The organism is Limosilactobacillus reuteri, from assembly GCF_034259105.1.
GTDB classification, from domain to species: Bacteria; Bacillota; Bacilli; order Lactobacillales; family Lactobacillaceae; genus Limosilactobacillus; species Limosilactobacillus reuteri_G.
This window is the reverse complement of record NZ_CP139478.1, coordinates 576113-597792: the sequence shown is the minus strand read 5'-3', so window position 1 is coordinate 597792 and position 21680 is coordinate 576113. Positions and strand designations below refer to the sequence as shown.

Below are 21680 nucleotides of genomic sequence, written 5' to 3'. Positions count from 1 at the left end.
ACGCGTTGTCTAAACGCAGATTTGCCTTACAGTCTTATTACTTTGGGACTAGTGCATTGCCTTTTGGACAACATGCCTTTACACTTGGTAGTTGAATATTAGGCAGCCGTGTCCCACCTGTCTTAAACACAGGTCAACACTGAATGACAATTAACGGCACCAACGGAGTTTTCGTACATATTTAGTGAGGGTGAGAAAGATTTTTGCTTTTTCTCACCCTCATTTTAATTTCATTATAGATAGGATGGATTTTTATGTTGTTACCACTTCTAATGACCCTGTTTGGTTTGATTGCTCTTTTTGAAGGAATCTTCCTCTTAACTCACATCCATAAGCCATTTCTTGTTTTTGACCCTACTAAAAGCAAATATCTAGCTCCACAATTAAAAAATTGGGGAATTGTGATGACTATTGTCGGGATTCTAAGCATCATTTCCGGATGGACAAACAATACCGGCTTCCTAGTTATTATGGTAATCATCGGCTGTGTCAGCGAAACATTAATGGCTTTCGCAATTACTGCTGATTTTCGCGTAAATCATCGCAAGTAATATTTCGTAGGCGCTTTACGCTCAATAGTGAAAAAGTGTATAATAAGTATACAATATAAAGATTTCAGGAGGGCACTACAATTATGGCACAAGAATACAAACACATTTTAGTTCCTGTTGACGGTTCTAAAGAAGCTGAATTGGCTTTTAAGAAAGCTGTTGCTGTAGCAAAACGTAATGGTGCAGACACCGAATTACGTTTGCTTCACGTTGTTGACACACGTGCATTCCAAAACATTTCTAGTTTCGATACTTCAATGGTTGAACAAGTTACAGAAACTGCAAAGAAGACTTTAGACAAGTACATCGACTATGCTAAAGAGCACGGTGTTGAAAATGCTAGTTACTCCATTGAATATGGTGCTCCAAAGACAATTATTGCTCGGGACATGCCAAAGGAAATGGGTGCTGACCTCATCATGATTGGTGCTACTGGGCTAAACGCTGTTGAACGAATTTTGATCGGTTCTGTTACCGAATTTGTTACTCGAACAGCCATTTGCGATGTTCTAGTAGTACGGACCGATTTGGATAACAAGCCAATCGAAAATCCAAAGAAGCGTCGGTTCTAAATATCAAGATAAAATCAATCAAATGCTTCATAAGCGTTAGCGGGTTGCTAATTATATGGAGCATTTTTTATATATGGCAGATTGCAAGAAATAACTTGAACAAATTTAGTGACGTAGATTAAGTAAAAAGACTTCAATCGGCGTTCGCCAGTTTAAGCATTTGAGTGGTCTGGAGTTCAAATACCAGTTGATTTGAATTAACTCATCATCAGTGATTTCCTCAATCGGTTGACCTTTGGGGATAAAGCGTCGTAGTACTCGGTTGCGATTCTCATTACTGCCTCGTTCATGTGGAGAATAAGCATGCGCAAAGTAGAGGGGGAACCTGGCCTGCTCTTCAATTAGCTTGTAGTTAGCGAATTCTTTCCCATGGTCAACAGTAAGGGTCTTGAGATTATCTTCTAACTGATTAGCTAATTCTAAAATGGCCTTGGTCATTGAGGTACTATCTCGTCCCTGAAGCCGTTTAACGATGGTAAGACGACTCTTACGCTCGACAAACGTAGCTATTGCTTGACCTTTACGCTTTCCAGATAAAACTGTATCTGCTTCAAAGTGACCTGAGGTATGACGGTCAATAACTTCAGCGGGACGATCTTCAATGGAACGTCCATGGCTAAAAGTCCCACGGGTTTCTTTGGCTCGTCGGCGGCGAATTCCATGGTCAGGTAAATCAGCCACGCCAATATCCAATACTCCTTGATCAATCCAGTTGTAGATGGTCTTGTAGGCGATTCTAACTACATGAGCCACTTGTTCAATCGACCATTTTTGGATCTTAATCTTTTCTTCAATTAATCGCTTGAGGTTAGTCGTTAAGATGGTTTTACGCCCACGATGACTAAGTTTAGCTTCATGATCAGCTTGAGCTTTAACTGCGTGATATTCACCAGTCAAACGATGAACCTCATTAAAGATCGTGGTTTTACTGAAGCCAAGGTAATCAGCGATGTATTTAAGGGAGCGGTTTTCATAACGAAGAGTTTCGATGACAACACGGTCTTCAAATGATAAAATAGTGGTGCCCATAAAGGTCCTTCTTTCTAATGGAATGTTGTGGTGACACCATTAAAGACCTTTATGGGTTTTTATGTCCACTAATATGTTCAACTTAAATTTTACAATCTACCATATTCAAAACTAATTTTATTAAGATAGGAGCGCAAAGCATTGGAAGTGAAATATGAAGCAGTAAAGCAAACTTTACGAAACGAAATTATTGATGGAAAATATAAAATCAATGAAAAACTGCCAACTGAAAGTGCCTTAATGAAACGTTTTAATGTATCACGTTATACAATTCGTCGCGCTGTTGGTGACCTTGAAAACGAACACTATATTTACCGTATTCAGGGTGGTGGAATGTTTGTTCAAGACTGGCAACGCGATTGGACAAAAAGTGAAAAGAATAAAATCATTGGGGTAATCAGTACTCATATGGCTGACTATATCTTCCCTCCAATCATTTCTGGAATTGATAGTGTGGTAACAGAACAAGGTTACTCAATGATTGTCGGAAATACGCTTAATGACCATAAACGCGAACGCCAAACAATCTTAAATATGTTGGATCTTCAAATCGCTGGGTTAATTATTGAGCCGACTGAAAGCGCCATGCCTAATCCTAACTTAGATCTTTATCGGCAAGTCCAGAAATATAAAATTCCAACAATCCTATTTCACTCTACTTATCCTGGCTTTAATTTTCCTTCTTTACTGACAAAAGACCGGGAAGCAGAGGAGAATTTGGTAAAATACCTCTTTAGCCTTGGACATACTAATATTTTAGGAGTATTCCAAATAGATGATCAACAAGGCGTTGACCGCATGGCTGGAATGATCAAAGCCTATCAAGGTAACAATATCCCCACCACTAAATCAAATGTTATTATGTACCAATCAAGCGAAGACTATGAAGATATTATCAAAAAAGTCGACATGATGCTTAATAGTAATAATGATATTACTGCGATTGCCTGCTATAATGACCGCCTTGCAACTAGAGTTATTAGTCATCTTCAGAAACAGGGAAAACAAGTGCCGACTGATATTTCAGTAATAGGTTTTGATAACTATGAAATGGCGCAAATTATCTCCCCTAGCCTCACTACAGCTAATCACCCCAAACGTCAACTAGGTGAAGATGCTGGGAAAATGATCTTAAAAATGATTGCAGGCGAAGAAGTCACTTCAAAAATTTATACCCCAACGATAATTAAGGGACAATCGACTGCTCCGCTTATTACAAAGGAGAATTCCAATGAATAACGATGTAAAACAATTATTACTTGCTGATGGGCAATTAATGCCTCAAGAAGGATTCGGCTTATATAAAATTACTGATCAAAGTACGATTACCTCCGCGATAAGGTATGCCTATGATGCTGGCTATCGTCTTTTTGATACCGCGCAATTATATAAAAACGAAGCAGAGGTTGGAAATGCCTTACAGGAGCTTGGTTTACCTCGTGAGGATCTTTTTATTACCACAAAAGTATCTGAACCTAATCAAGGGTTTAAGCAAACAATTGCCTCTGTTAAAGACTCCCTTCAAAAGTTGAAGCTTGATTATGTTAACCTTTTACTTATTCATTGGCCAATTGAGCGAGCTTTCTTTGATACTTGGTCAGCCCTTGAAGAATTAAAAAAGGAAGGGCTGACCCGTTCAATCGGTGTTAGTAACTATCAAATGATTCACCTTCAGTATCTTGCTACTCAAGCGCATGAGATGCCCGTTATTAATCAAATCGAACGTCATCCTCGCCTAAACCAACAACCATTGCTCCAATACGATAAGGAACATGATATTGTTACCCAGGCGTGGAGTCCGCTTGGGCGTGGAACCATCCTTAATAACCCACTCCTCAATAAAATCGCTGCTAACCATCATAAGTCTGCTGCTCAAGTTGTCCTCCGCTGGCATTTGCAAAGCGGGATCGCCTTCATTCCAAAGTCAGTTCATGAAGCGCGAATCAAGCAAAATATTAACATCTATGACTTCACATTAAGCAACGAGGAAATGACTGCTATTAATAACTTAAATAACTTTACACGTGTCGGTAAAGAACCAGCACTAGTTTACGAATATAACCTTAAATATTAAGAATGATAAAGGGAACCAAGATAACGGCCATCACATGACCATATCTTGGTTCCCTTTTTGCATTAAAAATAACCCGGGAAATAATCAATTATTCTACATATGGATTCTCTTTAATGATTCGTGCTGGATTACCCGCAATCACAACATTCTCACCAAACGACTTTGTCACTACACTTCCAGCACCAACAATTACATTATTACCCAAAGTTACACCTGGACAAATAATTGCCCCGCCACCAATCCACGCATCATCCCCAATAATGACATCCTTACTTTGGCCATAAACTCCATTGCGTCGTAATCGTGGATCCAAGAGATGATTGACAGTATAAATCTGCACTCGCGGTCCCAATAAACAATGCTTCCCAATCCGAATTGGACTGACATCAAGCATGACACAATCATAATTAGTGAAAAAATCATCATCTACATAAATGTTATAACCATAATCACATTTGAATTGCGGATGAACTTCACACTTTTCGCCAACGTGTCCAAACAATTGACGAATCACAGTATTGCTTGCAGTCAGATTCATCTCGCCAAAAGCATTAAAGCGCTCAACTAATTGGCGGGCATATTGGCGCTCTTTAACTAATTCGGGATCGTAAACGTTAAAAACTTCTCCTGCTAGCATTTTCTCTTTTTCAGTTTTCATTTTTCCATCTCCTGAGAAAAAATGGTTCTACTCGTCTCGAGGTTTGCCGAGTAGAACCATTTTGAGGATTTTTGATTAAAATTAACTATTCAATAAAATCAACTTTAACATCTAACATTCCGAAAAGATCTTTAATTTGTTGTGGTTTCAAACTGAAACTCAAGATTGTATGGTGACCACCACCAGCATGCATCCAGCGTTCGGCACCTTCCTTTAAGCCAACAGTTGGTGTCCATAACTGCTTAGCAACTGGAAGATGAGGCGTTTCAGCTTCTGGCTTGTGACAATCAACTGAGTAACCAATAACCTTGTAACCATCGTTGAAGTATGAAAGGGTAACATCGACAGCCTTACCTTCACGACCAGTAAATACTAACCGTGCTGGGTCATCTTTACCACCAATGTCTAATGGGTGAACTTCAACCCGTGGCTTATCTGAAGCAATTGTTGGGTCAACTTCAAGCATGTGTGAACCAAGAATTGCTTGGTGACCTGGACGAAGGTCTAATGTGTAGTCTTCCATAAAGGCAGTAGCAACATTATCAGCAGCAATCTTCAATAAGCGATCCATTCCGGCAGACTTCCAATCACCTTCAGCACCAAAGCCGTAGCCATCACGCATCAATAATTGAGCAGCTAACCCAGGTAATTCTTCAAGGCCATGCAAGTCTTCAAAGTTGGTGGTAAAGCCAGTGTAGCCTTTTTCATCCATAAACTTCTTCAAACCAAGATATTCACGAAGTTGGTAACGAACTGAGTGTTCATAGTGTTCCTTAGTATTATCACCTTGGACCATTTCGTAACGACTTGCTAAGTCCTTGTAAGCAGCATCAATTTCTTCTTCACTGATACCATTTATATATTCTACTAAGTCACTTACTGGCCAGTAGTCAACAGTCCAGCCAAGGAACATTTGGGCTTCAACTTTGTCACCTTCAGTAACGGCAACGTTCCGCATTGTATCACCAAAACGAACAATCTTAATGTTAAAGCTTTCGTTGTAAGCAACCGCAACATTTTGCCAGTCAGCGATTTCTTCTTGAACTTCTTCATCTCCCCAGAAGCCGTAAACAATCTTGTTATGCTTTTGTAAACGAGCGTTAATGTAAGCATATTCACGGTCACCATGAGCTGATTGGTTTAAGTTCATGTAATCAAAGTCAATGGTGTCATATGGAATCTTGTTCAAGTATTGAGTTGCTAAGTGAAGCAGTGGCTTTTGTAAAAGCTTAGTTCCCCGAATCCAGTTCTTTGCTGGTGAGAAGGTGTGCATCCACGTCATAACACCGGCAACGTTGTCATTGTAGTTAGCTTCCTTCATAAACTTAGTGATTCTTTCAGCAGTTGTCATCACACCCTTGAAGACAACTTTGTAAGGCAACTTACCACTTTCGTTTAACTTATTAACAATATCTTCAGCATCAGCAGCAACTGACTTTAATTGTTCTTCACCGTAAAGGAATTGACTACCAGTAACAAACCAAAATTCGTAATTCTTAATATCCATGAGATTACACTCCTTTTATCCTAAAAAGTTTTTAAATGTAGCTACCAAATTAATTAAGCGTGAGCTGCATGATCTTTTGAATGCGCATTATTTTGTCCGTAATATGCATTCGCACCATGCTTGCGGTAATAGTGTTTGTCCAACAAGTATTGAGGTAAGTGAAGGTCTTGGTGCGTTAATTGCATTGCATGATAATCTTCTTCTGCCACAACTTCTAACACCTTCGCATTATAAACTGCTTTGTCAGGTGTTGGCCCCCAGGTAAATGGACCATGTTGCATTACTAATGCCGCTGGGGTTGCTTCATAGTCCAAACCCCGTTCCTTGAATGAACGAACGATTACCTTTCCTGTATTACCTTCATAGTCTTCTTCAATTTCTTCCTTCGTCAAAGCATCAGCAGCTGGGACATCAGTATAGAAAGTATCAGCGTGAGTGGTATTCATTGCTGGAACATCCATCCGTGCAGCTGCAAACGCTACTGCCCATGGTGAATGAGTATGAACAACTCCACCAATCTTTGGGAAATGATTATAAAGGTAAGTGTGAGTAGGAGTATCACTGGATGGATTCAAGTCACCCTCGACTATCTCACCATCCAAGTTGACAACAACCATGTCTTCCGGCTTCATCTCTTCATATGGAACTCCAGAAGGTTTAATAACAAACAATCCTTTTTCACGGTCAATCCCTGAAACATTGCCCCATGTAAAGGAAACAAGGCCTAGTTTAGGAAGCCGCATATTTGCTTCATAAACTTCTTTCTTTAACTCTTCTAACATGTACTATTTACTCTCTTTCTCTTCACGTTCTTTAATGTCATCACCGGCTAATGCTTCAACAGGTAAGCCTGCTTGGTAACGAGTAATAAAGCTTTCATATCCTTTTACACCAGCAGGTTCTGGTGTAAGGGTCATACTTTCTGGATTCTTAAAGACTTTTTCGTCAAGGTAATCTGCTAGGGATTCTTTTACGTACGTCTCAGCGTACTTAGCAAGAACCGCCATTCCCCATGGTCCACCTTCACTGGCAGTATTCATGATTGTAATTGGGATATTTAAGGCATTAGCCAAAACTTGTTGCCCAATAACTGGTGTCCCAAAGAGTCCCCCTTGTGCAACCATGACATCGGTTTGAACATGTTCTTCATTTAGCAAGATGTCCATCCCAATCTTCAATGGCGCAAACGCTGCATAGAGTTAAGTAAGGAAGAAGTTAGCGAGGTTCATCTTACTATTTGGAGTACGAACAAATAAGGGACGTCCTTCTTGAATCTTGGTGATATTTTCACCAGAAAGATAACTATAATTAATCAATCCACCAGCATCTGGGTCGGAGTGAACCGTTGAATCAAATAGGGTCTCGTAAAGCGTATTGGTATCGATCTTGGCTCCAATTGCATTAGCAAAATCTCTAAATAATCCAACCCAGGCGTTGATATCAGAAGAACAATTATTGATGTGAACCATGGCTACTGGATCACCAGTTGGCGTAGTAACAATGTCAATATCACGGTGGAGTTTCTTTAATGGAGTATCCAACACATTCATTGAGAAGGCTGAAGTTCCAACTGAAATATTTCCTGTCCGTTTTCGAACACTGTTAGTCCCAACCATTCCAGTTCCTGCATCCCCTTCTGGAGGGGCCATCAAACTACCAGCTTGTAAAGTTCCACTTGGATCAAGTAATTTCGCTCCATCAGCAGTTAAGTGCCCAGCATCACGGCCAGCTACAAGGACGGCAGGCAAAATATTCTTAAGTTTCCATAGGTATTGTTCAACTTCTGGTAATGAATTGAACTTGTCAATAAAGTCTTGACGATAAGTTAATGTTTGATCATCGATTGGAAATACTCCTGAGGCGTCTCCAATTCCTAAAACTTTTTCACCCGAAAGTTTCCAGTGAACATAACCAGCTAAAGTTGTAATGAAATCAATGTCTTCAACATGCGGTTCCTTGTTCAAAATTGCTTGGTAGAGGTGAGCAATACTCCATCGTTGTGGAATATTAAAATCAAATAAATCAGTTAACTTATCTGCGGATTCCTCAGTGATGTTATTCCGCCAGGTTCTAAATGGAACAAGCAATTGGTTATTTTTATCAAATGGTAGGTACCCATGCATCATGGCACTGACACCAATTGAACTAATTTCATCCAAGCTCACATGGTACTTGCTTTGGACATCTGCCTTAATCTTGGCATAAGCAGCTTGAATCCCTTCCCAAACTTGATCCAGCGGGTATGTCCAGATCCCGTCTTTCAATTGGTTTTCCCAGGTATAACTCCCAGAAGAGATTGTTTCAAAATCTAGATTAATCAAGACTGCTTTAATTCGGGTAGAGCCTAACTCAATTCCTAGTGAAGCCTGACCATTTTTTATTTGTGTCGCTGTTTCACGTAAATTCATAGAGTATTCCTCCTAGTTTTCAGGATTGCTGGCCTTTACTCGACCATGGTTTGTTCCTTGCTCTTCAATTTCTTCAAGAGTGTGACCACGAGTTTCTGGAACACAAGTCTTAACAAAGATAACTCCTAAGATACAGATAATTCCGAAGATCGCGAAAACAGCTTCTTGTGGCATACTTGCCGTCATAATTGGGAAGATAAGACCAACTAACCATGATCCAATCCAGTTAAATGATGAAGCTAAACCAGAGGCACGACCCCGGATAGCTAGTGGGAAGATTTCACCAACAAGCACCCATGTTAACGGAGCCCATGTGAAGGAGTAGAAAGCAACATAGATACATAAGAACACAACAATTGTCATCGGATTCATATTTGGCATCATCCAATTAATAACGACTGGAAGAATGAAGGAAAGTCCCATGACAGCACCACCAACCATCAACAATGTCCGCCGGTTAAATTTATCAGCAATCCACATGTAAACTAGGGAACCAACAACTAAGATAACCCCTTGAACAATTGGCCACATTAAGTTTGAAGATGCAGCTTGGCCAGTTGCTTTTTGAACAATTAATGGAATGTAGTAGAAGATCGCGTTTGCACCTTGGAATTGTTGGAAGGCTGCAACCCCAACCCCCGCAATAACTAGGTAACGATACTTGCCATTGAATAAGGTTGACCAACTTGTCTTTTGATTTGCTTGTCGCTCTTCTTTAGCAGTTTCTTTAATACTTGCTAATTCTTGGTCAATCTCAGCTGGATTTTTACGAATGTAAGAAAGAACCTTCCGTGCTTGTGCTTCATCACCTTTACGCAATAAGAACCGTGGAGATTCTGGCAAACGAAGAACACCAAGGAATAAGATTAAAGCAGGAACAGCTGCCAATCCTAACATAAGACGCCATGCCCATTCACCAGGAAGGTCTTTCAATAGGAAGTCAACAACATATGACAATAACATTCCGGAAACAATCATTGTTTGGTTAAGTCCAGATAAACGTCCACGCGCTTTAGCTGGTGCCATTTCGGACATATAGGCTGGTACCAAGGCTGACGCAGCCCCAACCGCTAAACCTAAAAGCATCCGAACAATAATCAGATAGTAGGCACTTGCTTCGCCCATGTCTGGTGAAACACCAGATAAAACGGAGAATACCATGAATACAATTGCAGACATTAAAATCATTTTCCGCCGACCAAACTTATCAGAAAGCTGTCCGGCTAATGCGCCCCCGAAGATTGCCCCAAACATAACTGCTGAAGTAATCCAACCAACGAGAGAAGCCGCATTTTCAAGGTGCCAATCAGCTTGCAAGAAAGGTAAGGCACCAGTCATAACACCGATATCGTAACCAAATAGGATGCCCCCAAATGATCCGAAGAAGTAGATAAATGCACTTGATATTTTCTTCTCGGCTTTAGCCATTACATTCATCCTCCTTAAAAATTAAAAAGTAATAGTTTTTATGAACATGAACGCGCTTTCATTGAACGATTATTACTATAGAATATTTGTACGTATAAATCAAGTGAATTATTTAAAATTAGTCATAACCAATTGTGGAAAATCATTTTATACATTTAACAATTTCATGTCTATCTTGTATTTAGAAGCAGTTATGCATGTGAAAAATATTTTTATTTTTTACTACCAAAAAAGACTAATTCTCGTTTAATTCACATAAACTGGAATTAGTCTTTAATAATCAATTAAGTTTTTATTAATTATTTATACGGATAAATATTGAAATTTATACTAAAAAACGAAGCTAAGACATATCAATCATCTCTCAGCTTCGTTTTTCAGTTACACCTATTTTAATTAAATTTCTAGATTCTTTAACTCTAGTAAAATTGTATCTTCCGCTACTGATCCATTACGAGCAATGCTAAGGCTTTCAGCAATCTTTAATGCTTTTTTAGCTTCTTCCTTGTCGTTCTTTAGGATGTGGCTACGACCTATACAAAGATATAGTTCATCTAATAAGAATAATGAATCATGTTCCCGACAAAGTTCAATTCCCTTATTAGCAACTTCAATAGCATTATCAGGATCTTCAAGTTGAAGATATAATGCTGCAATTTGACAATCAATTGATGCCCATTGATGAAGGCTCCCAATCAATTTTTTATTGTCAATCAGTTTTACAGACCGGTTAGTTAACCGTGCTGCCCGTTCTTTATCACCACGTTTTAAGTAAGCAAGTGCCATTCCTGCAGTTGTCATGGCTAAATAAATATTAGCACTAGTAGTAGCAAATTGGGTTAAAACAAGTTCAAAATTAAAAATAGCTTCATCAATTTGATTATTTTCAACTTGAACCATTCCTACTAGATAGTAGTAACGTTGTTTATCAAAATCACTTTCTAAATTTTTTACATGAACCTTCTTCAAAAGTGCTGAAGCATCTTCAAAATTGCGGGAAATCAAATTATCAACAATTTGGTTGAATGTTTCATTAATTCCACTAACTTCATTTTCGACAATTCGATCAGAAGAAATATTTAAGCGTTCACATATTGCCGTTAAAATATCCATTTTGGGTAAGCGATTTTGTTTTTCCATTAGGCTGATTGTCGCTTGAGTACAAATCCCTTCAGCTAAAGCCGTTTGGGACAATCCACGCTTGCGACGAATTTGTTTTAATACGTCTCCTCGTAGTCTCATTGTTTACCTTCCTTAATCATAATTGTTGAATATAAAATATGTACTCTATGAACTGTACCATTGCCAATCGTATTATACCACCATTAGCAACAAAAATTACTTTGATTTTACCTAGGTCTTTTATTATAGACGCAAAATAAATCAATACTATTTTTACCTAAATTTCAAGAATAAGTTAGCCACTGGACTCAAATAAATAATACTGACCAATTGATTATTGGTTGATGGAGCTGTGATATCTCTTGGTAGAAGGCCTTACGATAGATATCCATTGACGAATGTCCATTAAACATAGCTCGTGGATAGTGATTCATCCAATCATTAGTCGCTATGATCTGAGCACTACTATAGTTATTTATAGCTTCACCTTTGGTAATCTCCTTGCGGAGAAACCGGTTATTGATCTCATTGGATCCACGTTCCCAAGGGGAATACGGATCAGCATAGAAAACATGATCGTGAACTTGTGTTAACTCACTAAATTCTGAACCGTTGTCAGAGGTTATTGTCTTAAAGATGCGATAGTAAGCATCTGTGCCCATTTTCTGGCGTAAATTTATAAAGAACTGATTTACTGCATGCGCAGTTTTACCAGCAATTTTACTCGTGATATTAACTCGTGAAAGGCGATCAGTCATTACTAGTACAACACTGTCATTACCGTTTTTCTGTCCCTGAACTGTATCTAGTTCCCAATGGCCAATTTCGGACCGTTGGTCCGCAGTTTGAGGTCGTTGAGCAATATTAGGCCCTAAGCACCTTTTAGCTTGCGGATGAGTTCGATGATGCTTACGTTTAGGTTTTTCAAAGAGGTCTAAATTGGACGTACGAAGCACACCCTCATTAATCCATTGATATAAAGTTACAACCGACTTTGGGATCAGGGTGCCATCATTCATTAAATCTCGAGCCTTATAAATAACCGCTTGTGGGGAGTAATGGTGGTCGTCAAACTCACCAAGCATTAGCTGATCAGCTAATCGTAAAAATTGCTTTGAAGAATAATATAAGCGACGACGACCAGAATGGCGGTGATGTTCAAGATATGTGGCCTGACCAGCTTCATAACTATAGATGTAGTAAGAATATTCGTAAATCTTACCATTAGATTTTTGACGACGAAGTTGGCGGACCGTACCACGGTTGAGCTCGTTATTAATTGTTTGATGATTAACTCCTAATTGGCGACCAATTGCGCGATTGGAAAGTCCTTGCGACTTTAAAGTCGCAATCATCACACGTTCTTCTTTAGTAAGATGAGCATTCTTTTTATGAGTAGTCAATAAACTAGTAGACATGGTATCATTTAAGTGCGTCATTTGACGGACATCCTTTCATATAGGTTTGGTTCACTTAATATGATACCTGATGTCACGCCGAATGGCGTTTTTTATTTACCACCAACTGGGTGGCTAACTTCATTCTATAATCCACCAATACTATTTTTATGATTAAAATGCAATAAATTTTATAAAAAATAAATGCTTATAACCATCTTCACCCCCGCGATGGTTATAAAGTACTGAAAGTAGCGTGACTGTAGGCTAGTCTAACGCTTGCAAAAACTGCGTATCTTCATTATATTATAAATTGTTCTTACTGCAATACTAAACCACAGATTTTATACCATTATGATAACATTTACTTTCTATTATGCGTTTAATAACGTCGTTTGTAAAATTAAGTTAGAAAAAGTAAAAAGCCATTTGTGATAGACTTTTGAATATCCCTAATCAAAAGAAAGGCAATCACAAATGACCTATAAACATCTTACCACACGTGAATTAACTCTCATAGCTGATTTTTGGTATCAAGGTACTAAAGCTTATCGGGCTGCTAAATTACTTCAGCGTAGTCAAGAAACCATCTATCGTGTTTATCGTTTCCTCAACGACGGTAAAACCATCGACCAATATCTTCAGACTTATCAGCGACATAAGCGTCGTTGTGGTCGGAAGCAGACCCAACTGCCAACTATCGAAGTTAACTATATCCATGCGCAAATCAAGGCAGGTTGGACTCCTGATACTATTATTGGTCGTCATGAACACCCAATTAGCTGCAGTATGCGCACCCTTTATCGCATGTTTGCCCGCAATCAGTATGGCTTTTCCGTTAAACAGCTACCGATGAAAGGAAAACGCCATCCCAATGGCTATGTGGAACATCGTGGTAAAGCTGGCCAATTAGGACGCAGTATCTATCAACGATATCGTGATTTTCCGCATTACCAACATGAATTTGGGCACTTTGAAGCTGATACAGTTCAAGGTAAAGCTCACCGCGGAGCGGTAATGACGCTAGTAGAGCGACAATCCAAAGTAATGATTGTCCTTAATATTCATCATAAAACAGACGAAGCAGTGAATTGCCAGCTTGATCAATGGCTCGCTAAACTGCCACGTCACTTTGTTAAATCAATTACTTTTGATAACGGGAAAGAATTTGCTGGATGGCGAGAAATAGCCAATAAGTATGATCTTCACACCTATTTTGCGGAAGTCGGTGCTCCCAATCAACGAGGGCTAAACGAAAATAATAACGGCCTCTTGCGTCGTGATGGTCTTAGTAAAAAGCTAGATTTTCGCGATTTACCAGACGAACTAGTCACTCAGCTAATGCATCGTCGCAACAATATCCCACGAAAATCTCTTAATTATCGTACACCATTAGAAGTATTCTTGAGTCATGTCACAGAAGAACAACTTTCACCTTTTTTCTAATTTAAATTGACATTTCAGGTAATAAAAATAGTTAGCACATTATACTCACAACATCCTAACCATTAAATAATTATTCTTTAGTCTTCGTTATATTTCTTTTGACCAACACGTTCGGTACCAAGCTTACGGAAATCATACTTAATCTTGCTGTTCCGTTCAAATTCTTGTAATCCTAATTGAATTAACCGATCAATCAAGTCGGAATATGAAATACCAGAAACTTCCCACATTTGAGGATACAAACTAATGTTAGTAAAGCCTGGTAAAGTATTTGGTTCACCAAGATAAGGGACATTGTTGCTGTCAACTAAAAAGTCAATCCGAGCCATTCCCTTCATTCCTAATGCCTTGTATGCCTTCAAAGCCATATCTGTAATTTCATCAACTAAGTATTGTGGTAATTTAACAGGAAGTTCAAAAACAACCCCGCTGGCATCCACAAACTTATTTTCGTAATCATAGAATGGATCATCCTTAGGTACACGAACAGCTCCTAACTTAGAGGCAATTGGATGTTCATTTCCTAAGATTGAAATCTCAATTTCTTGCGGATTAGCGATCCCCTGTTCTACTAAGATCTTGTAATCATACTTAAAAGCATCGTCTAACGCTTTTTCATATTCTTCAGCGTTAGTAACTCGATGAATTCCAACGGAGGAACCTTGCTTAGCTGGCTTTACAAAAGTGAGATTACCTAATTTTTCTTCAATCCGCCCCCATGAATAATCATCCCGGTTTTCTGGCGTAACTACTACATAAGGGGTGTTGCGAATACCAGCTTGACTAATAATCTTCTTAGTAAGATCCTTGTCAAAAGACATCGCACTAGCTGCAATATTTGAACCAACGTATGGCTTATTAAGGAGTTTAAAGAGGCCTTGAATTGTACCATCTTCACCTAAATTACCATGGATAACAGGGAAGAAGAAATCAATTTCCTTTTGTTCGTTTAAGGCCATAATTGGTGCTAATGGACTACTCATATCCATCTTTTGATATGCTTCTGCTACTACTTGGTCTTCAGGTTCACCATCAAAGATCTTTTGAGAATCCTCATTGCCTAATAGAATTCCATCCTTTGTAAACATAAAAAGACTTACATCATATTTTTCCTTATCAAGAGCATCATAGATATTATGTGCTGATCGCTTTGACACATCATGTTCAGAGGAGTTACCACCAAATAATAAAGCGATGTGTAATTTTTGGGTCATAATAAATACCACCTTAAATATTTTTATCTTAGCCGTTTTCCTAGAGCCTTAAGTATAACACGAACTGGAAAGATCCGCCAATACTAAAATAGGAGACTAGAATCAAGTGCCCCTAATCCTAGTCTCCTAATTTTTTATTTAACTTCAACAATCCAGTTTTTTTCCATATCGCTTGAACTTAATCCAGCTGGATCATCAATAATAGCTTCATTTATTTTGGTAATCTTACCATCAATGGGGCTATCCACATCGGTAACTGCTTTTTCTGCTTCAACCGCAATAAACTTGTCAGCTTGTTTCAAGGTTGTCCCTACTGCCGGCACATCAATGAAACTTACTTCTCCTAACTCATCACGGCCTTCATCGTTTAAGCCGACACGCTTAGTACCATCAGCTTGTTCTTTTACCCAAAAATAATCTTTTGCCATTTTATGACCCCACTATCTAAATTCACGATTACTGCTAAACATATACGAATGATGGTGGTAACGCATCGACATTACCATCCCAATCCCAATCAGGTTACCAATTAATGAAGATCCCCCAGCACTAATAAAAGGAAGCGGAATACCTGTTAATGGTAATAGACCGATGTTCATTCCAATATTTTCAAAAACGTGGAATAAAATCATCATGATAACTCCGGTTGAGATATAAGCATAGAATTCGTTCTTGGTATCGAATGTTACTCGAATCATTAAGTAGATCAGTAACAAATAAATAAGGATTAATAAAACCCCACCAATGAACCCAAAATTCTCACCAATAACGGAAAAAATCATATCTGATTCACGAACCGGAACATAAACCTTTGAGTTATTAAAACCAGTTCCAGTAATACCACCAGAACCAACCGCTTTAATACTCTGCCATAACTGATACCCTTGGTTAGTTGTATCCTGTTCTGGATGAAGCCAGGTATCAACCCGATCAAACTGGTATGCTTGAAACCCAACATGTTCAAGTATTTGTCGCCCAACCGAACTAGTTACCATCGCTAAGGCTGAACCCCCAACAACAACTAATATCGTAGCTGCTGGCGCTAAAATTCGCCAAGTAACTCCAGAAACTAAGACCATTCCACAGAAAATAGCGAAGAATACTAACCCAGTCCCAAAGTCATTTTGAAACTTCAGCGAAATCAAAATTGGTAATAGCCATAAGAACATCGTCCCAATTAATCGCCAATCTGAATCAACAGTATGCACACTATATCGATTATTATGGGTCGTAATAACACGCCCCATCATTAAAATATAGGCAGGCTTCATTATTTCCGAAGGCTGAAACGTAAATGGTCCAATTGCAAACCAACTCTTAGCCCCTGTACTAGCATAATAGGCTCGACTATAAAAGACTAGGATTGCGAACATTAAAAATACACTTAGCCAGTATACAATTGGTGCTAATTTCCATAATTGTTCAGCATCAAATTGCATAATGACAATAATAAGGATTGTTCCAACCGCATACCAAACCAACTGGGTAATAACCTGTCGTGCTACACTAGTTTGCTGCCGATCATGAACTGCCGCTACATAGATTGAAGCAAAACCAATCAAGGCTAACAAAAGAACACAGAATATAATTCCCCAGTCAATCCGACTTTCTACATCATTTTGCGAACGTTGCATTACCAAACTCCTTTACAAATTATTAATCAAAGAGGATGGTTCACCAAACTAATGCTGGTGAAGATGATATTGTTGAAGGACTATTTCTAATCCCTCTTCTTGAGAACGAACATAAAATTCGCTCTGGTCACTTATCAGCATCGCTTTGAAACGTTCATTATCGGTTACAACTTCACCAATCAATCGGTCTCCAATAAAAATTTGTTGAACCGATTGATTACGACGTTCAATATCTTTAACGCTGACTTCTACTTTTTTATCTTTCTTTGACACTTTTTCACCCTTAATAACTATTATTACCCCTGACGACGAAAAGTAAAATGATTAGGTACCGGATCATAGCCACCACGAGAAAACGGCTGACAACGAAGGAGCCGCCAACTTCCGAGCAATATTCCCTTTAAACCAAAGCGTTGTAAAGCTTCTAACATGTACTGTGAACATGAGGGGGTAAAGCGACATACGCGAAATGGTCGTTGAGCGGAAATGCCTTGTTGATACCAGCGTATAAGGTCACATAAAATCCTTACCATTTCAACTTACTTCTTTCGTTCAGTTTTTTGCATCCGTTCTAACATTTCACCAGCACCCTTAGCAACATTGTCTAATGGGTCTTGTGAAACAACAACCGGTACCTTTAGACGAGCACTGAATAATTGATCAACACCCTTTAATAAAGAAGTACCACCGGTTAACATTATTCCTCGGTCAATAATATCACTAGCTAACTCTGGTGGAATTGTTTCTAATACATTTACAGCTGCCGAAACAATTTGTTCAAGCGTATCATGTAATGCTTCTTCAATTTCATTTTCATTAACAGTGATTTGCTTTGGCATTCCAGTAACTACATCTCGACCACGAACATCCATCGTTTCAGGATCATCAACCCGTAATGCAGTCCCGAGTTCCATTTTGATCTTTTCAGCAGTATGTTCACCGATTACTAAGCCGTGCTTATTCTTAATATAAGAAGCAATATCACTATTCATCTTATCACCGGCCATTCGAATTGACTGGCTTGAGACAATATCGCCTAATGAAAGAATGGCGATATCACTGGTACCACCACCCATATCAATGACCATGTTTCCACGAGGTTTAAAAATATCTAATCCAGCACCAATTGCTGCTACTTTTGGCTCGTATTCAAGGTAAACTTTACCACCACCAGATTGTTCAGCGGCTTGAATAATTGCCTTCCGTTCAATCTCAGTAATATTCGTTGGTGCGCAGATCATGATGTTTGGCTTTGACATGAACCCTTTAACGCTTAGTTTACCAATAAAGTAGGAAAGCATTTCTTGAGTAACATCAAAATCAGAAATAACTCCATCCTTTAATGGACGAATAGCCCGAATGTTACTAGGAGTACGTCCAACCATTCGGTATGCTTCTGAACCAACAGCCAATACTTTATTGGTTTTTGTATCAACCGCCACAACTGACGGTTCATTTAGAACAATACCCTTGCCTTGAACATAAATCAAAACATTGGCAGTTCCCAAATCAATTCCAATATCCTTTGCCATTAATTTCTTCTCCTTTTAGCTAGTTAAGTTTTAACGCTAAACCCGTTAATATCGTTCGTAATTATACCACAAAATAGGGATACAGATAGATGTCGCTTACGAATCTTTAATCTTGATTTGTTTTATTCTTAGAAGGCTTTACCGCCAATTTAATTTTATCCTCGACATCAATTCGATCAATCTTAGCCCCTAATTGTTGTAACTTTTGGTGAAGATGGTAATATCCCCGATCAATATATTTTAGGTTACGAACCTGGGTAATTCCATCAGCAGCTAACCCGGCCAGCACTAAAGCAGCCCCCGCTCGTAAATCAGAGGCAGCTACTTCAGCGCCACTAAAGCGCGTGGGACCGTTTAAAACCGCAACTGGACCATTAATTTGAAAATCAGCATTCATTCGTCGTAATTCTTCTAAATGCATAAAACGTTTCTCAAAAATCGTCTCATCTAGGGTACTGGTCCCATTTGCCAAAAGCTGGAGAACGGACATTTGCGGCTGAAGATCAGTAGGAAACCCCGGATATGGGAGGGTCTTAATATTCGTAGGGATTAAAACCGAAGTCCCCAGAACACGAATCCCATCTTCTTGAACGATGACTGTCACACCCATTTCCTCCAACTTAGCAATCAATGAGGTGTTATGCTCAGCAATTGCCCCTTCAACCACAACATCACCATTAGTAATGGCTGTCGCAATCATGAACGTCCCCACTTCAATCCTATCTGGCATTACTGTATGTTCACAGCCATGAAGGAAATTAACCCCTTGAATCCGGATAATGTCTGTTCCAGCGCCATGGACACGTGCACCCATTTTATTCAACATATTTGCTAAATCAACAATTTCAGGCTCACTAGCAGCATTTTCAATTGTTGTAATTCCTTGCGCAAGTGTTGCTGCCATCATCAGATTTTGCGTTGCACCGACACTAGGAAAATCTAAATAAATGTGATCACCAATTAAGTGCTCAGCCCGTGCCTCTAAGTATCCATCGTGTTGCTCAATAATTGCTCCTAATTGACGTAATCCTTTAAGATGTAAGTCAATCGGCCGGGATCCAATCGCACATCCACCAGGAAGCGCAATTTGCGCATGCCCTGTCCGAGCTAGCAAGGGTCCTAAGACTACCATCGACGCCCGCATCCGACTAACATATTCTAATGGTGCTTCAGATGACACAGGATCAGCTGCATCAATTGTCAAAACGTGCTTATCCTTATCAAAATCTACTTTTATATTTAAGAACCGTAGTAACTGATTCATTGTCGTTACATCCGATAAAATTGGAACATTTGATAATTTAATGTTTCCGCTAGAAGCTAAAATAGATGCTGCTTGAATTGGTAAGACTGCATTTTTTGCTCCTTCAACTTTAACTCGACCAGTTAACTTCTGACCGCCCTTAACAACAATTTTTTCCATAAGTTCCTCCAGTAAATACTATCGAATTAAATATGTTAAATTCCCAATTGCACTTAGGATATTTAAGAAAAATGTCGCACATAAATATCCCAGTCCAGTAGCCATTAAAACAATGAGTAAAGGTAATGTGCGTGGTGGTCGGTTAAAAAAATGCTCAAAATGTATTCCTTGAATAGCAAAAAACGCTAACCAGACAAATGCCAATTGCACTATTATTTCTATTAGCGCTCGTAATCCTGTAATTTGCAATCGATCACCCTCTTTTAAATTAAATTCAATCATATCATATCACATGATTAAATTATTAATTCGTAAAAAAGCTTAATGATCTTTTAAACGAAAAGGAGTGGGACTAAACTCGCTTGCGAGTTTTTAGTCCCACCCCTGCAAGGATGGCTAGGCATCTACTGTGTTTTGGCAATTTACACTTTAAAATAGTAAAGAGGTTGGATTATTTTCTCCAGCCTCTTTGTAATATTATACCTTAGATATTGCGGCTCTACAATTTTAAGTACTGATGAATTTAACATCAGTGCTTTATTTGTTTAAAATCCCGAAATGTCAATTTAAGTTAGAAAGAAAATAGTTGCTCATCAGTGACGTAAGACATGAATACTTCATATGGAGTTCGATAGCCTAGTGATTTACGGGGCAGGTTATTTCGCTTACTCATCAGTTGGGTTACCAATTCATCAGGAAGATTGCGGAAATCTAGCTGTTTCGTTAAGCCATCCCGGCGTAAAAGACCGTTGTTGTTTTCGTTCAGCCCTCGTTGATTGGGAGCACCAACCTCGGCAAAGTAAGTGTGAAGGTCAAATTGATTGGCAATCTCGCGCCAGCCGGCGAATTCTTTTCCGTTGTCAAAGGTAATCGATTTGAAGAAGTGCCGCGGGAATTTCCGAAGCCACTGACTTAAGTGTTGGTTAATCGCATCAGCCGTCTTTTCGTGCACATTGAGTACAATTTCGACCTTCGATTGGCGTTCGGTCAGGGTCATTACCGCCCCTTGGTGCTTTTTGCCTTGGACGGTATCAGCTTCAAGGTGCCCAAATTCAGTGGCATAGTGCGGAAAGTCCTTGGCACGCTCGTGAATACTTCGCCCCAATTGGCCAGCCTTCCCACGGCGCTCGACATAGCCATTCGGGTGCCGCTTACCTCGCATCGGCAAGGAACGGACATCGAAGCCGAACTGGCCACGTTCAAACATCCGGTAAAGAGTTCGCCGGTTACAACTAATTGGGCGCTCAGCGCGCCCAATAATGGTATCAGGCGTCCACCCCTGGGCAATTTTGTCGTTGATATAAGTGAGTTCAGCCAGTGACAACTGAGTACGTTTTCGGCCACAACGTTGCTTATTGCGCATATAGTGATCTTGATAATCAGCAATTGAGGCACCGGTTTCCAGGTAACGATAAACGCGATAAACGGTTTCGGCGCAACGTTTGATCATTTGGGCCACTCGGTACGCTTTAAGCTTTTGCACGAAAGAATGGGCGATGATTGTCAGCTCGTTTGTGGTAAGATGGGTGTAAGTCATTTGTGGTTTCCTTTCTTTTGTTTAGGGGTATTCAAAAGTCTACCACAAATGGCTTTTCTATTTTTCTAACTTAATTTTACAAACGGCGAATTTAAAATAAAAAAGCGAAAGATGGTTGGACCCCGTCTTCGCTAAGAAAGGACCATCT

General features: G+C 39.2%; 21 protein-coding genes and 1 pseudogene. 5 read left to right on the top strand and 17 right to left on the bottom strand.

Annotated features, from left to right (window positions below; genetic code table 11):
- Positions 1 to 254 precede the first annotated feature (254 nt).
- Both SH603_RS03815 and SH603_RS03810 read left to right on the top strand, forming a co-directional pair.
- Positions 255 to 551, top strand: coding sequence for a hypothetical protein (locus SH603_RS03815; RefSeq protein WP_019254211.1), 297 nt, complete (start codon positions 255 to 257; stop codon positions 549 to 551).
- A gap of 83 nt (positions 552 to 634) precedes the next feature.
- Complete coding sequence (locus SH603_RS03810; RefSeq protein WP_003666602.1) at positions 635 to 1123, top strand: universal stress protein; 489 nt, start codon at positions 635 to 637, stop codon at positions 1121 to 1123.
- Positions 1124 to 1228: 105 nt separating this feature from the next.
- On the opposite strand, the gene SH603_RS03805 is transcribed toward SH603_RS03810, so the two are convergent.
- Entirely contained in the window at positions 1229 to 2152 is a 924-nt protein-coding gene (locus SH603_RS03805; RefSeq protein WP_321534112.1) for an IS30 family transposase, read from the bottom strand.
- A 141-nt stretch (positions 2153 to 2293) separates the two neighbouring features.
- On the opposite strand from SH603_RS03805, the gene SH603_RS03800 reads away from it, so the two are divergent.
- Entirely contained in the window at positions 2294 to 3391 is a 1098-nt protein-coding gene (locus SH603_RS03800) for a GntR family transcriptional regulator (RefSeq protein ID WP_169471181.1), read from the top strand.
- Positions 3384 to 4226 (top strand): aldo/keto reductase, encoded by an 843-nt coding sequence (locus SH603_RS03795; protein ID WP_169473328.1) that lies wholly within the window; start codon positions 3384 to 3386, stop codon positions 4224 to 4226. The genes SH603_RS03800 and SH603_RS03795 overlap by 8 nt, the downstream gene beginning before the upstream one ends.
- Before the next feature lie 88 nt (positions 4227 to 4314).
- On the opposite strand, the gene SH603_RS03790 is transcribed toward SH603_RS03795, so the two are convergent.
- The 7 genes and pseudogenes from SH603_RS03790 to SH603_RS03760 all read right to left on the bottom strand — a co-directional run bounded on the left by SH603_RS03790 (position 4315) and on the right by SH603_RS03760 (position 12788).
- The gene (locus SH603_RS03790) at positions 4315 to 4884 is read right to left on the bottom strand and encodes a sugar O-acetyltransferase (protein WP_321534111.1); all 570 of its coding nucleotides are present in this window, start codon (positions 4882 to 4884) and stop codon (positions 4315 to 4317) included.
- A gap of 85 nt (positions 4885 to 4969) precedes the next feature.
- Positions 4970 to 6391 carry an L-arabinose isomerase gene (gene araA / locus SH603_RS03785; protein WP_113896679.1) on the bottom strand — a complete coding sequence of 474 codons (1422 nt, stop codon included), beginning with the start codon at positions 6389 to 6391 and terminating at the stop codon, positions 4970 to 4972.
- A 53-nt stretch (positions 6392 to 6444) separates the two neighbouring features.
- Positions 6445 to 7173: an L-ribulose-5-phosphate 4-epimerase gene (locus tag SH603_RS03780; RefSeq protein WP_169473332.1), complete on the bottom strand. Its 729-nt coding sequence runs from the start codon at positions 7171 to 7173 to the stop codon at positions 6445 to 6447.
- Positions 7174 to 7176: 3 nt separating this feature from the next.
- Positions 7177 to 8799, bottom strand: a pseudogene (locus tag SH603_RS03775) (xylulokinase).
- A 12-nt stretch (positions 8800 to 8811) separates the two neighbouring features.
- Positions 8812 to 10236, bottom strand: coding sequence for a sugar porter family MFS transporter (locus tag SH603_RS03770; RefSeq protein ID WP_419182122.1), 1425 nt, complete (start codon positions 10234 to 10236; stop codon positions 8812 to 8814).
- A 387-nt stretch (positions 10237 to 10623) separates the two neighbouring features.
- Positions 10624 to 11469 (bottom strand): helix-turn-helix domain-containing protein, encoded by an 846-nt coding sequence (locus tag SH603_RS03765; protein WP_169471475.1) that lies wholly within the window; start codon positions 11467 to 11469, stop codon positions 10624 to 10626.
- 188 nt (positions 11470 to 11657) lie between these two features.
- Positions 11658 to 12788, bottom strand: coding sequence for an IS30 family transposase (locus tag SH603_RS03760; protein WP_013923736.1), 1131 nt, complete (start codon positions 12786 to 12788; stop codon positions 11658 to 11660).
- A 435-nt stretch (positions 12789 to 13223) separates the two neighbouring features.
- Here SH603_RS03760 and SH603_RS03755 point away from each other — a divergent pair, with 435 nt between their 5' ends.
- The gene (locus SH603_RS03755) at positions 13224 to 14192 is read left to right on the top strand and encodes an IS30 family transposase (protein WP_003668074.1); all 969 of its coding nucleotides are present in this window, start codon (positions 13224 to 13226) and stop codon (positions 14190 to 14192) included.
- A gap of 77 nt (positions 14193 to 14269) precedes the next feature.
- On the opposite strand, the gene SH603_RS03750 is transcribed toward SH603_RS03755, so the two are convergent.
- From SH603_RS03750 to SH603_RS03710, 9 genes are all read right to left on the bottom strand, one after another.
- A complete protein-coding gene (locus SH603_RS03750; RefSeq protein WP_321534109.1) occupies positions 14270 to 15406 on the bottom strand; it encodes a D-alanine--D-alanine ligase family protein in 1137 nt (378 codons plus the stop codon).
- Positions 15407 to 15540: 134 nt separating this feature from the next.
- Positions 15541 to 15834 carry a glycine cleavage system protein H gene (locus tag SH603_RS03745; protein ID WP_113896686.1) on the bottom strand — a complete coding sequence of 98 codons (294 nt, stop codon included), beginning with the start codon at positions 15832 to 15834 and terminating at the stop codon, positions 15541 to 15543.
- A gap of 12 nt (positions 15835 to 15846) precedes the next feature.
- The gene (locus tag SH603_RS03740; RefSeq protein ID WP_169477918.1) at positions 15847 to 17040 is read right to left on the bottom strand and encodes an FtsW/RodA/SpoVE family cell cycle protein; all 1194 of its coding nucleotides are present in this window, start codon (positions 17038 to 17040) and stop codon (positions 15847 to 15849) included.
- Positions 17041 to 17088: 48 nt separating this feature from the next.
- Positions 17089 to 17313 (bottom strand): DUF2969 domain-containing protein, encoded by a 225-nt coding sequence (locus SH603_RS03735; protein WP_169471093.1) that lies wholly within the window; start codon positions 17311 to 17313, stop codon positions 17089 to 17091.
- Between the two features lie 23 nt (positions 17314 to 17336).
- Positions 17337 to 17573: a membrane protein insertion efficiency factor YidD gene (yidD, locus tag SH603_RS03730; RefSeq protein WP_011953410.1), complete on the bottom strand. Its 237-nt coding sequence runs from the start codon at positions 17571 to 17573 to the stop codon at positions 17337 to 17339.
- A 6-nt stretch (positions 17574 to 17579) separates the two neighbouring features.
- Positions 17580 to 18572, bottom strand: coding sequence for a rod shape-determining protein (locus SH603_RS03725; protein WP_169473542.1), 993 nt, complete (start codon positions 18570 to 18572; stop codon positions 17580 to 17582).
- Between the two features lie 106 nt (positions 18573 to 18678).
- Positions 18679 to 19995: a UDP-N-acetylglucosamine 1-carboxyvinyltransferase gene (murA, locus tag SH603_RS03720; protein ID WP_169477917.1), complete on the bottom strand. Its 1317-nt coding sequence runs from the start codon at positions 19993 to 19995 to the stop codon at positions 18679 to 18681.
- 18 nt (positions 19996 to 20013) lie between these two features.
- The gene (locus SH603_RS03715) at positions 20014 to 20277 is read right to left on the bottom strand and encodes a DUF1146 family protein (protein ID WP_321534108.1); all 264 of its coding nucleotides are present in this window, start codon (positions 20275 to 20277) and stop codon (positions 20014 to 20016) included.
- A 289-nt stretch (positions 20278 to 20566) separates the two neighbouring features.
- Complete coding sequence (locus tag SH603_RS03710; protein ID WP_321533671.1) at positions 20567 to 21532, bottom strand: IS30 family transposase; 966 nt, start codon at positions 21530 to 21532, stop codon at positions 20567 to 20569.
- Positions 21533 to 21680: the final 148 nt, after the last annotated feature.